Source organism: Noviherbaspirillum galbum (genome assembly GCF_010974945.1).
Lineage (GTDB): Bacteria > Pseudomonadota > Gammaproteobacteria > Burkholderiales > Burkholderiaceae_D > Noviherbaspirillum > Noviherbaspirillum galbum.
In genome coordinates this window covers 1-12,090 of record NZ_JAAIVB010000062.1, presented here as the reverse complement: position 1 = coordinate 12,090, position 12,090 = coordinate 1, and the positions used below count along the sequence as shown (strand labels likewise).

General features: G+C 59.6%; 12 protein-coding genes. 6 read left to right on the top strand and 6 right to left on the bottom strand.

What is annotated here, in order from left to right; genetic code table 11:
• Window positions 1-176: 176 nt before the first annotated feature.
• Entirely contained in the window at window positions 177-1,376 is a 1,200-nt protein-coding gene (locus G3574_RS17605) for a family 1 glycosylhydrolase (RefSeq protein WP_163966005.1), read from the bottom strand.
• A gap of 196 nt (window positions 1,377-1,572) precedes the next feature.
• Between G3574_RS17605 and G3574_RS17600 the strand changes: the two genes are divergently transcribed.
• Window positions 1,573-2,043 (top strand): universal stress protein, encoded by a 471-nt coding sequence (locus G3574_RS17600; RefSeq protein ID WP_163966002.1) that lies wholly within the window; start codon window positions 1,573-1,575, stop codon window positions 2,041-2,043.
• A gap of 97 nt (window positions 2,044-2,140) precedes the next feature.
• Here the strand turns inward: G3574_RS17600 and G3574_RS17595 are convergent, their stop codons facing one another.
• A complete protein-coding gene (locus G3574_RS17595; protein ID WP_163965999.1) occupies window positions 2,141-2,572 on the bottom strand; it encodes an organic hydroperoxide resistance protein in 432 nt (143 codons plus the stop codon).
• 192 nt (window positions 2,573-2,764) lie between these two features.
• Here G3574_RS17595 and G3574_RS17590 point away from each other — a divergent pair, with 192 nt between their 5' ends.
• Entirely contained in the window at window positions 2,765-3,331 is a 567-nt protein-coding gene (locus G3574_RS17590) for a nucleotidyltransferase family protein (RefSeq protein ID WP_163965996.1), read from the top strand.
• Here the strand turns inward: G3574_RS17590 and acpA are convergent.
• From acpA to G3574_RS17575, 3 genes are all read right to left on the bottom strand, one after another.
• Complete coding sequence (acpA, locus tag G3574_RS17585; RefSeq protein ID WP_163965993.1) at window positions 3,328-4,845, bottom strand: acid phosphatase; 1,518 nt, start codon at window positions 4,843-4,845, stop codon at window positions 3,328-3,330. The two genes, G3574_RS17590 and acpA, sit on opposite strands and share 4 nt — an antisense overlap.
• 241 nt (window positions 4,846-5,086) lie before the next feature.
• A complete protein-coding gene (tcuC, locus tag G3574_RS17580; protein WP_163965990.1) occupies window positions 5,087-6,382 on the bottom strand; it encodes an MFS transporter in 1,296 nt (431 codons plus the stop codon).
• Between the two features lie 30 nt (window positions 6,383-6,412).
• A complete protein-coding gene (locus G3574_RS17575; RefSeq protein WP_163965987.1) occupies window positions 6,413-7,207 on the bottom strand; it encodes a substrate-binding domain-containing protein in 795 nt (264 codons plus the stop codon).
• Window positions 7,208-7,284: 77 nt separating this feature from the next.
• On the opposite strand from G3574_RS17575, the gene G3574_RS17570 reads away from it, so the two are divergent.
• The 3 genes from G3574_RS17570 (at window position 7,285) to G3574_RS28960 (ending at window position 9,822) form a co-directional block, all read left to right on the top strand.
• Window positions 7,285-8,208 (top strand): LysR family transcriptional regulator, encoded by a 924-nt coding sequence (locus tag G3574_RS17570; RefSeq protein WP_235953493.1) that lies wholly within the window; start codon window positions 7,285-7,287, stop codon window positions 8,206-8,208.
• A 638-nt stretch (window positions 8,209-8,846) separates the two neighbouring features.
• Entirely contained in the window at window positions 8,847-9,065 is a 219-nt protein-coding gene (locus G3574_RS28415; protein WP_163965984.1) for a hypothetical protein, read from the top strand.
• 310 nt (window positions 9,066-9,375) lie between these two features.
• Entirely contained in the window at window positions 9,376-9,822 is a 447-nt protein-coding gene (locus tag G3574_RS28960; RefSeq protein ID WP_205609836.1) for a GNAT family N-acetyltransferase, read from the top strand.
• 704 nt (window positions 9,823-10,526) lie between these two features.
• Here G3574_RS28960 and G3574_RS17555 read toward each other — a convergent pair.
• A complete protein-coding gene (locus G3574_RS17555) occupies window positions 10,527-10,943 on the bottom strand; it encodes a hypothetical protein (protein WP_205609835.1) in 417 nt (138 codons plus the stop codon).
• A gap of 306 nt (window positions 10,944-11,249) precedes the next feature.
• Here G3574_RS17555 and G3574_RS17550 point away from each other — a divergent pair.
• Window positions 11,250-12,090, top strand: an 841-nt coding sequence (locus G3574_RS17550; protein ID WP_163966040.1) for a class I SAM-dependent methyltransferase, incomplete at its 3' end; no start/stop codon positions are given.

Below are 12,090 nucleotides of genomic sequence, written 5' to 3'. Positions count from 1 at the left end.
CTCCTTGGCACGCATGCGTGCATCCCCGGTGAACGCGCCGGGCTTTCCGCCATGGTAGGCAGGCCGCGCCGCCGCGTGAAGCCGGCTGCGTGATCCAGGTCAAATCTGCCGGGAAAGCGGACATGAAGCCACTCTGGCCTGCTGGCAATGCGGGGTCGCCTCGGTTGATCAGTGGATCAGTAGATCGACAGCATGCCGTTCGAAATGTGGCCCCGCCAGGTCTGGATGAGATCGCGATAGGCCAGTCCGACCGGCCGGATGCGCCGCTGCAGGTCGTAGAGGCCAAGCTCGTTGACGGAGCCCTTGTCCTCGACGAGCAGGCTGTCCCAGTCGACCTGGTCGATCAGGCTGTACCAGGTGAAACCGATGATGGGCACGCCGTCTTCCTTCAGGCGCACCAGGTTGCCCCACTGGCGCTTCAGCCAGGAACATGCGTCCTTCTCGCTGCCGTTGCTGTCCCGGTTGTTGGTCTCGGTGTGCATGACCGGCAGGCGGTAGCGGTCGTAATACTGCTTGGTAATCACGTAATAGCCGAGCATTTCATAGGCCTCGGTGCGCCCGTCCGGATGGACGATATGCTCGTTGGTCGCGTAATAATCGTTTCCCATGATGCAGACCGGGCGGATGTTGTGCTCCATGAAGAAACGAAAATCTTCCTTGCGCATGCCGTTCTCGAGCAGGAATTCATACGTGGTGGCGCACAGGTCGTAGCCGTAGCAAAGATCGAGCGACAGGAAGCGGCGCTCGTTGAGGCGGCGTGCCAGCGCCACCGCGTCCGGATCCGCCGGATGGAAATACTCCGACGATTCGCTCTGGATGAAGCGCGCCGACGGCTGCACCTTGAGGATGGCCTCGGTCGCCAGGATGTTGGCACGCCCGATGAGCCGGGTGGCGGTCACGAAGGCGCGGTCGCTGCTCAGGCATTCGTTCCACAGCCCGAGTTGCGCCGAGAAATGCGCGGTGACGTACATCTCGTTGATCGGCGTATAAAGCCGGACCCAGGGATAGCGCTGCGCGAACGCGCCCGCGTACTCGGCGAAATGCGCGGGAAAGTCGGGGTTCTGGAAATTCTGCAGCCAGTCGGGCACGCCGAAATGGCACAGGTCGGCGCAGGGAGCGATGCCCAGTTCCCGGATCAGGTTGAACGCCTCATCCGCATGTTCCCAGTGGTAAGTCCCGGGACCCGCATGGATGAGATAGTAAGGCGGCCCATAGCGCAGCAGGTCGATACCCAGGTCCTTCGCGAGGCGCAGGTCTTCCGCGACCCTGCCGTAGTGGCCGGTCTTGGCCATTTCGTCGACCCGCAGCGTGCCGCCGGCACGGGAAATCGTCGGGTAACTGTTTTCGATGCCTGTCGCGAACAAGAACGCCTGCATGATGCCCCCGGAAAAATCGCTGGCATGCTCCTGGGTCTATTGAACAATGGAACGATGCGCCGGGGGGCGGCGTTTTTGTCTGAGGTCAAAATTGTCCGAAACGGCCGCGCGGCGGTGTCGCAACCGCTTGCACGGCAACCGATTGTTCCTAGAATGGACAGGGTCAGGCACCGTCGCTTCGTTGCCGCAAGCCACCATGTTCACGCGCATTCTTCTTCCTACCGATGGATCCCAGGCGGCCAGGCTGGCGTCGGGCGCCGGCATCGAGTTCGCGCGCCAGGTTCATGCGGACATCGTCGGCCTGTTCGTCGCCCCGCTCTCGCACTACCCGATCTACCTCGAATCCTTGCCGCCCACCTACCTGAGCGATGACGAATACCGCTCGTCGATGAAGACGGCCGGCGAGACCTTCCTCGGGCAGATGCGCAATGCCGCACAGGCGGCGGACCTGAAATTTCTCGGCGACGTGACGTTCGCCGACGATACCGCGGCGGAAATCCTGCGCACCGCGCGCCGGCATGCATGCGACCTCATCTTCATGGGCTCGCACGGCCAGGGCGGCGGGGCGCAACTCCTGCCGGGCAGCGTTACCCTGAAGGTGCTGGCGGGCTCGCATCTACCGGTCATGGTGTACCGGCAGGCGGAGGGCGAAGGCAAGAGCGGATGACATCGCCGTCGCCGGCAACGGCGATATCCCGCCTCGGGGCGAACGATGCCTTCGCTTCAGCCTCCGATCGATTCCTGCCCGGCAAGCCTTTGCAACATCACGACCTGGTCGTGGTCTTCACGTCCACGCTGGCCTTGATGGCGTTCGAGTAGGGGCAGATGCCATGCGTAACCTCGACCAGCTTTTGCGCATCGGCTTGCGCCATTCCGGGCAGGTAGACGTCCAGCTCGGCGGTGATGCCGAACCCGCCTTCGGAGCGCGGTCCGATGCCGATGGTTGCGGTCACGGTCGTGCCTTCGGGAATCTTGACCTTGGTCTGGCCCGCCGCTACCCGCATCGCGCCCAGGAAGCAGGCGGAATAGCCCAGCGCAAACAGTTTCTCCGGGTTCGCGCCCTCGCCGCCCGGCCCGCCCAGTTCCTTGGGCACCGTCAGCTGAAGAGACATGCTTCCATCGGCAAGCGCCGTCTTGCCATCGCGGCCGCCGCCGGTGGCCGTGGCCGTGGTCTTGTACTTTGCGTCTACTGGCATCGTTTTGTCCTCAAGTGAATTGACAGGGAAGTTTCGCTCCCCGACAGGGCCTGGACGAATCCGGGGGAGCGCAGTTCAGACAAAACTTTTACTTTAAAATTTCCCGCGGCATCCACCCGTCCTGCATGAAGGCAGACAGGCAGGAGCCGAGCTCATTGAAAAAACGAAACATCCTTGGATTCCATACGCGCCATGCATCGCCCTTTCTTGCACGACATCCTGCAAAACCGCAACAACCAGGCCATCCTGGAGCGCTGGCAGGCGCTCGACCTGCCCGACGGATGGCTGGTGGCGGGATGCCTGTTCCAGACCGTGTGGAACCTGCGCTCTGGCAGGCTGCCCGAAGCCGGCATCAAGGACTACGACCTCTTCTACTACGACCCGCACGACCTGAGCAAGGAAGCCGAGCAGAGTACGCAGCGGCGGGTCGATGCCATCCTCGCCGACCTGGGCGCATCCGTCGACGTCGCGAACCAGGCCCGGGTGCACCTCTGGTACGAGGCGGATTTCGGTCATCCCTATGAGCCCTTGCGCAGTGCCCGCGAAGGCATCGACCGCTTCCTCGTGCCGGCGACCTGCGTCGGCGTGCGCCCCGGCGACATTTACGCGCCGAATGGCCTGGCACTGCTGTACGAGGGCAGGCTGACGATGAATCCGCTGGTGCCGCACCGCGACCTGTTCGAGCGCAAGGCGGCGTCGTACCAGGAACGGTGGCCCTGGCTGCGGATCGAGGCGCCGCCCGCTGAGCCTGGTTCCTAGCGTCCCTGCTGCGCGAAGTCGAAGGCGCTCGTCAGGTCTCCCATGTTCTTGCGCACGCCGGGCAAGGGTTCGAGCTCGAAGCGGCGCGTGATGAATTTCAGGATCGACGTGGTATCCATGGTGACATGGTCGACATGCCCGCGCTTCGCGAAGGGGGAAATGACGAGGGTCGGAATCCGCGTTCCCGGTCCCCAGCGGTCGCCCCAGCCCGCGCCGCTCGGCGGCGGCACGTGGTCCCAGTAGCCGCCGTTCTCGTCATAGGTGACGATCACCGCCATCTTCCCCCATTGCGGGCTGCGCCGCAGGCGTTCCAGCACATCGGCGATGTGCTCGTCGCCGCTGCGGATGTCGGTATAGCTGGGATGCTGGGTCAGGCGTCCGGGCGGCTTGTAGAAGGTGACCTGGGGCAGATTGCCTTCGTCGATCGCCCGCATCATGTCGTCGGCGTCCTTCAGGTGGCGTTCGCGGTCTGCTGTGCCGGGTGCGAAACGCTTGAAGTAGTTGAAGGGCTGGTGATGTGTCTGGAAATTGGGGCTGGATGGTTCGCGGTTGCCGATGACCTGCCGCTTCGCGCCGGCGGGCTGCCTGCCGTCGGCGTTGGCGGCATTCCAGGCGCCGGAATACCAGGCCCAGGACACGCCCTTGGACGACAGCGTGTCGCCGATGGTCGTCGCCACCTGCGGCGGCACCGGATGCTTGGCCGGGTCGGCGAGCGCGGGATCGCTTCCCGGCGGGATGCCGCTCGGCTGGTAGGGCGGCTGGGAGGTATTGACCACGAAGCCGTCGGGAGTCACGGTGCCGTCCATGGCTTGCACCGGGCCATCCATGACCGAGGCCGGCGAGGAAGGCTTTTTCCTGAGGCGTCCCTTGTCATCGAGCTGGGCGCGCAGGTTCGCGGGCGCGTCCTTGTAGACCGGCGAGCAGGCGCAGACCAGCCACTGGTGGTTGAGGAAGGAGCCGCCGAAGGCGCCCATGAAGAAGTTGTCGGCCAGCGTGTACTCGCGCGCCCAGCGCCACACCTTCAGCGACGAGCCGTCGTAGTAGCCCATGTTCCAGGCGCCGACGTTGGTCATGGCGACGAACATGTCGTTGCGCCCGCCATTGATCTGCTCGATGTTCTGGTAGAAGTTGTGAATGGGGTTCGGCAGGATCTGGTCGAAGGTCGCGCCGACCGGCGGCGCATCGATGCGGAAGGGCCCGTTCGGCAGACCCCGCGGAAAGCGCGCGATCGGCTGGCCGTGGCTGTCGTAGACCGGCGGCAGCGTGGCCAGCGGCTTGCCATCGTGGTCGAGCTGGGTCTTCTGCTGCGCGGTGGCGTTCGCCACGCCGTTCGCGCCGGGAAACATGCCGTACATGTTGTCGAAGCTGTGGTTCTCGGCATAGATCACGACGATGTTCTCGATGCGCCGCAGGTCGCTGTCGGCAACCTTGGCATCGGTGGCGGGTTGCTGCATGGCGCAGCCGGCAACCGCAATGGCGCCGGATACCCAGAGCAGCCTGAAGGCTGGGTTCATGTCGTCTCCTCGTGTCGGGTTCGCATGCCGGCTTTGCATCCGGTCATGGCATTGTGCGTCCATTTTAGCGGACTAATCTTGCGCCTGGAGAAACTTCGGTTCCGGACCCGGTTGCGACATTAAATGTATTTAAGCCCTCCGTTGTGTCATCACAAACGGAGGGCTTCTAACCGTCCACTACCATCCACACGATGCAGTCCTACGTGCAAGTCATGGCATCGGCCTTTTTACGATGGCATCGTCATGCGGCCAGCGTCGCGGTGCGACGGCCGAAGTCCTTGCGATAGAGAACAACCGCGGCAACCAATGCGCAAGCGGCGGCGAACGCCATCCAGTAGCCTGGCGCTGCCTTGTCGCCGGTGACCTCGATGAGCCAGGTGGACACCAGGGGCGTGAACCCGCCGAAGAGTGCCGTGGCAAGGCTGTACGCGAGCGAGAAACCGACAGTGCGGACGTGCGCCGGCATGACTTCCGTCAGCGCGACGATGGTGGCTCCGTTATAGCTGGCATAGAGGAAGGACAGCCACAGTTCGGTCACCAGCATGTTCTCGAAGCTTGGGTTCGTGACCAGCCACGACAGGATGGGATGGGCGGTGGCAATCGGCAGGATCGAGAACACGATCAGGATAGGCCAGCGGCCGATGCGGTCCGACAGCGCGCCCATCACGGGCAGCCAGAAGAAATTCGACATGCCGACGCAGAAGGTCACCAGCAAACTGTCCGCCGCACTGAGCTTGAGGACGTCCTTGCCGAAGGTTGGCGCATAGACCGTGATCAGGTAGAAGGAGACCGTGGTCATCACGACGAGCATCATGCCAAGCGTGACGATGCGCCAGTTTTCCGCGATCGAGGCCATGATCTGCCGAAAGGTCGGATGATGCTTCTTCGCCAGAAACTCATCCGTCTCCTGCAACGAGCGGCGGATGACGAAAATGAGCGGAATGATGGAGCATCCGATGAAGAACGGAACGCGCCAGCCCCAGGCAACGATTTGCGCCGGCTGCAGCCATTGGTTCAGCAGGAAACCGATCAGCGCGGCGAACATGATCGCCGCCTGTTGGCTCGCCGACTGCCAGCTGACATAAAAGCCCTTGTGGCCGGGTGTCGCCATCTCCGACAGATACACGGATACGCCGCCCAGCTCGACGCCGGCCGAGAATCCTTGCAATAACCGCCCGGTCAACACCAGGAGCGGCGCGATGATGCCGATCGATTGGTACGACGGCACGAAGGCAATCAGCACCGTGCCGCAAGCCATGATGCCGAGGGTGACGATGAGCCCCTTGCGGCGCCCGATACGGTCGATATAGCTGCCAAGGATGACCGCGCCCAAGGGCCGCATCAGGAAGCCGGCGCCGAAGGTGACGAAGGTCATCATCAGCGAAACATAGTCATTTCCGGCGGGGAAAAATTCCTTCGAGATATAGGTCGCGTAAAACCCGTAGAGGAAGAAATCGAACATCTCGAGGAAGTTGCCGCTCGTGACCCGCAGTACGGTAGTCAGCTTCGAGGCACGGACTGTGCTGGATAGGCTCATGTCTGCTCCTTTTACATGGCTATTGGTTGGTTACCTGGCGTTGCCGGAAGGCTCAAGTCCGGTCTCGCGCATGACCGACGCGGCTTCCGGGGACAAGAGGAATTGGATGAGTGCGTTGGCGGCTTCGGGTTCTTTGGTGCCGGCCACGATTCCGACGGAAAACAGCGTGACGTGCTGGACCTCTGGAGGCAGCGGCCCGACCACATCGATCCCGGCCACCGGCAAAAGCTCGCTGATCTGCTGAAAGCCGATTTCGGCATCGCCGCGGGCCACCACGCGCGCGACCGGCTCGGCCGGGATCATCCGGCTCTTGGTCTTGATCGCGTCGGCGATCCCTAGCTTTGGGAACAGGACAGTCGACAGGTACACGCCGCTGGCGCTGTCCGAATAGGCGATCGACCTGGCATTGATCAAGGCATCCTTCAGCGACGTGACGGTCGAAATGTCCGGCTTCCTGGCCCCCGCCTTGACCGCAACGCCGATGTTGGAACGCGCAAGCAGGGCCGCACTCCCGGGAGCGATCTTGCCCTCCTTGATGAGTCCGTCGAGCGCGCTGCCGACCATGATCACCACGTCGATGCTCTCGCCGCGCTTGAGGCGATTCGGAATCGCATCCACGGTATCGCCCATGGACGGGCCCCAGCCGGCAATGAGCGTATGACCGGTGCGACGCTCGAATTCAGGCGCCAGCCGACGATAAGCCTCGGCCAGCCCGCCGGAACTGACCACGCGCAGTTCCGCGGCGAACGCCTGTCCGGCGGCAAGAAAGAGCCACAAGACGGCGAACCAGGCGGTCCGCTTCCTGATGAGAGAGAAAAGGTACATCGTCACCTCCGGTATTTTTTATTGAGCGAATGCACAGGATCATGGTCACTATGCGACAATAAGTAAATTGCATAGTTATGATCGTTCGATGCATGAAACGTATTGATCTCGAGATTGGCGACCTTCACGCGCTCATGGCGGTGGCGGAAAAGCTGAGCTTCCGGGCCGCAGCCGAGGAAATGTTCATTTCCCAGCCGGCGCTGAGCCGTCGTATCGAGAAGCTCGAGGGGGCGGCAGGCGTACGCCTGCTCGACCGGACCAGCCGCCGCGTCGCCCTGACCGACGCGGGGCGGGTATTTTTGTCGCATGCGCGCGCCATCGCCGAAGAACTGGAAGCGGCGCTCCATGGCGCTTCCGACAGCGCGCAGCAGCGCGCCGGGTTGGTAACGATCGCCTGCGTGCCGTCCGTAGCGCATCATGTGCTGCCGAACCTGCTGAAATCGTTTTCGGAGCAATATCCGAAAGTCCGCGTCAAGGTGATCGATGAAAGCGGTGAGAGCGTGCTGAAAAGCGTGGTGTCCGCCGTCGCGGACTTTGGCGTGAATTTCACCGGCGCACAGGAAGCGGATATCGACTTTCGTGCCGCCCATACGGAACGCTATGTCCTGGCGGCGCGGCGCGATCACCGGCTCGCCAAGCAGAAATCCGTGACCTGGAAGGAACTGGTCGACGAGCGTTTCATATCGGTGTCGGCACGCAGCAGCAACCGGCTACTGCTGGATAACGCGCTGGCGAAACTGTCGAAACGCCCGCTCATTTCCTATGAGGTGGATCATGTGACAGGAGCCCTCGGCATGGTTGCTGCTGGTCTCGGCGTAGCCGTAGTTCCTGCGCTGGCCTTGTCGGCCGAGCATTATCCTTCGCTCGTGAGCATTCCCCTTTCCCAGCCCGTCGTCAGCAGAACGCTCGGTTTCATTACCCGCAAGGGCAGCGTTTTGTCGCCGCCCGCACAGGCCTTGCTGGATATGCTGCAACGGGAGGCAAAGCAAGGTTTTGCCTGAGCGGGTGCTTAAAGGTCCTTTGGATTAACTTAAACACCATTGATCGTGCTCCGTCATCGCCGCGCATACGGGGATGAAAGAGGTGGTTTGGGAGCATGCGGTCATGTCAAATAACTTCTATCGATCTGCCTCGAAGGCTCGTCCAGCTGGAAAAGGCGTAGGGCGCCAAATTAATTGCAACTGGCGCCACAGTGATGCAACTGGTGGCCATAGTTGACGCGACTGACCTACGGATAGCCGAGAGTGATATATGCGACACACCGAATTCGGGGTTGAAACCGACGTGGCGGGACCGGGGCGACCTGACCGACCTCTGCCGGTCGGCTTCGCTTCGGGAACGTCGGTTTGGTGGTTCGAAGCAACCTGCCAACGGAAATTCTTGACCGGCAGAAATCTGCCAGGAGCGGTTTTAGCCATCGCGTTCTCAATGGCGCTCCACCTAATGCAGAAACGAAACATTGTCTTACAAAGTTCATGACGCCATTGTCACCGGCTTACCGAATATGGACGTTCATCGAGCTGTATGTTGGTCAAAACATGCGAAACGCGCTTTAGAGCGTAAGACTAGCCCTAGATGAGTGGTTCTACCAATTGCTCATTTATTGAAATGTATTCGTCTGATAAGGTTGCCAAACACGATGCAAACTGCCCCTCTTTTCACCGCGGCATTTACCGCGCTCGCACTAAGCGGTTGCGTTTTCGCACCAGCACAACCAGCCTATGCCACCCCACCTGGTGTTGTGTATGTGGCTCCGACTTACCAAGCGCCTGCTGTCGGCTATGTATGGGCCTACCATCCTCACTATGGCTGGGGATGGCGCCACCCTTCTTATGGCTGGCATCGTGGCTGGAGGTAAGCATTTGAAGTAGCGCAGGGCGATTCTCAACTCGGTTCAAGGCAGCAGATAAGTAAATGTGATTGCAATTATGCTGTCATGAACAAAGACGTAGCCAGTCATCCGAGCTTGGCTCGGTCTGCAATCATGGCGACAGCTGAATCTGCAGACTATGACTACTTCGGAGAAAAGCAACCGTCCCCATTGAGGCGAGTTCGGCATGTCGTCCTCAAGGAAGGACGGGCGGATACTCACACAATAGCAGCCGATCTAATCCTTTTCGCTTGATGGTATCCTTCGCGAAACAATACGACTCGACCCTGACCTGACTTTGCCTCCCGCTCTCTGGACAATCCGCGCTGTACTCGATGGGGATGAGGCCGCAGTAGGCCAGCACCGCTATGACGAACTTGCGTCTCAGGAGGATCTGGACGCATATGCTCAATGGCTCAAAGGTGCGATCGTGCGGGGAAGCTATATCGGTCTTTTTGCTGAGTCGAGAAACGAAGTCATTGCCGGAGCAGGCATGCTGCTGCTGCAATGGGGGCCAACGCGAGGCGATTCTAATCCAATGCGAGCACGTATCGTAAACGTCTGGACGCGCCCAGATTGGCGACGAAACGGCATAGCCACTGACCTTGTCCAGAACTTGCTTGCCCAAGCAGAAATGATCGGCATCCGAACCATCGGACTCGCATCGACACCGGCGTCTGAAGCGCTTTACCGTTCCTTGGGGTTCGAGTCGTATCTGGCTGAGATGGTCCGCCGGAGGAGGTAAGCTGTCCGCTTTCGGGAAGAGGCAAGGACTGCTGTGGGTCGCCACGAGTCTTTCGCCGTCGCCCAAGCCAGATCCGGTATGTGCCCTATACCTGCCTGCATAACCATACGCTCGTGCTGGCGAACGCACCCAAAAGTGAACGCCCTTCATCAGCAATAGGCGAAGGGTAAAATGACTTGATCAACTTTACGACGAGAGTAAAGGAAGGCAGATGGGCTCGCTCTTCTCCATGGCTTTGATCGCGGCGGCTACAGGGGTAGTGTTTTGTGCCGCAGCTCTTGTATTCAGATTGTTCTTACCTTCGAGCGTCGCTGCCCGCTGCGCCATCGGCTTTGTCATAGGGAAAGGCGCAGATGCGGCTCTATCAGTTGGACTTCTCGCCCTGGCGATGGGAGTAGCTTCCCTACAATCAGGGTCGAGTGTGCTTGTGTACTTGGCTACCATTGCGGCCAGTGCTGGTCTTGGAGGCTTTGCACTTTCTTGGCAGCTAGCTCGGCGATTTCGTACTTGATACACCGCGAATGACCGCTATTGAGACGGTCGGGGGTGAACTGTGGGTCGGCAAGGGTCTCTCGCCAGCGGTCAGCCAAGGTCTGCAAAGCGACCTTTAGCAGCCGGCAGGCGGTGCCATCCTGCCGCCGAGTCCGGCCGGCAACGGACCGTCATGATAGCCGTCCAACATTTGAAATCCGATCGTGCTTTGATTACCATACCCCCAACTTCCGCATCAGTTCGGAGAAATGCCAGCGAGAAGGGGCTTCTGACGCAAGCTCGGAAGAATTGTCCTCGGCACCGTGAATATATTCTTCTGCGAGGTTTTTCCAGCCTTTTGTCACCGCGAACTGGCCGAATTCTTCAGGAGCTTCCAATACCATTAGCATTTCATCCTGCATGCCAGGGTCGCCATAAGCAAAGTCGGGGCCTTTGTAACCCAGCGAACGCAGTCTCGAGAGAATCTGCCTGATGATCATCAGATCTTCGTAGAGGGGCGTACCGCCCATCGACGATGCCATTTCGACATAAACGTCAACGATCGCATAACTTTGATCAACGATATGGATTGACTTGACGTCCCATTGTTGCCCGTGTGAATCAAAAATTTTAAACGGACCGCTGAGCATGATGTGGTGGTCTTTATCCATACCGGAAGAATACAGAAATGAGTCTCTTATGGCATGAAACGGAACGGTCGAAATCTAACTCTCTTCACAATATCGCTTAGTTGCTGCCCAAGCCAAACCATGCCGCTTGCAGTAGGTCATAGGTCAGCAGTGCGATAATCTGCGTTGTCGGCGACGTATTTTTCACGTGGCCCCTGCACAGGATACATTCTCTATCGATGGGTCGGTAAAAAGCTGAGACCCATCGTGCCCAAACTCAACGGTCAAAATCTGGCCGCCCGCACTTTTGAATCGAACCTTTCCATCATGAGCAACAATCCCGATATCAAGCCCGGTCAGTCGATCGAACTGCTGAAAGAGCTACATATTCTGACCAGCGATGGCAGGCTAAACCAGGATAGCCGCCGTAAGCTCAAACAGGTCTACCACCTCTACCAGTTCATCGAACCGCTGCTATTGGCTGTGCAGCAGATTCATGCCGATATCAGCCTCGTGGATCATGGCGCGGGCAAGTCTTATCTCGGTTTTATCCTTTATGACCTGTTTTTTAAAAAACTGCACGACAAGTCGCGCATCTACGGTATCGAAACCCGTGATGAATTGGTCAAGAAATCGCAGGAACTAGCGCAGAGATTGAAGTTTTCCGGCATGACGTTCCTGAATTTATCGGTAGCCGAATCAACCGATTCGACGCAGTTACCGGAAACGGTCGATGTCGTTACTGCGTTGCATGCGTGCAATACGGCAACCGATGACGCCATTCGTTTCGCATTGCAAAAACAGGCGAAGTTCATCGTGCTTGTGCCGTGCTGCCAAGCGGAAGTCGCTTCCATCTTAAAGGCGAACAAAGGCAAGGCACTGGGCCGGGATAACCTGACCGAATTGTGGCGTCATCCCATTCACACTCGTGAGTTTGGCAGTCACGTCACCAATGTCCTGCGATGTCTGCAATTGGAAGCGCACGGCTACCAGGTCACTGCGACGGAGCTGGTGGGGTGGGAGCATTCCATGAAAAATGAATTGATTATTGCCAGCTACAAGGGCTTGCCAACCAGGGGTCCTAGCAAGCGCTTGCAAGAGGTGATGCGGGAGCTAGGGCTGGAAGAAATGAGCGAGCGTTTTTTTACACCGCGACTTGCCACTGAAT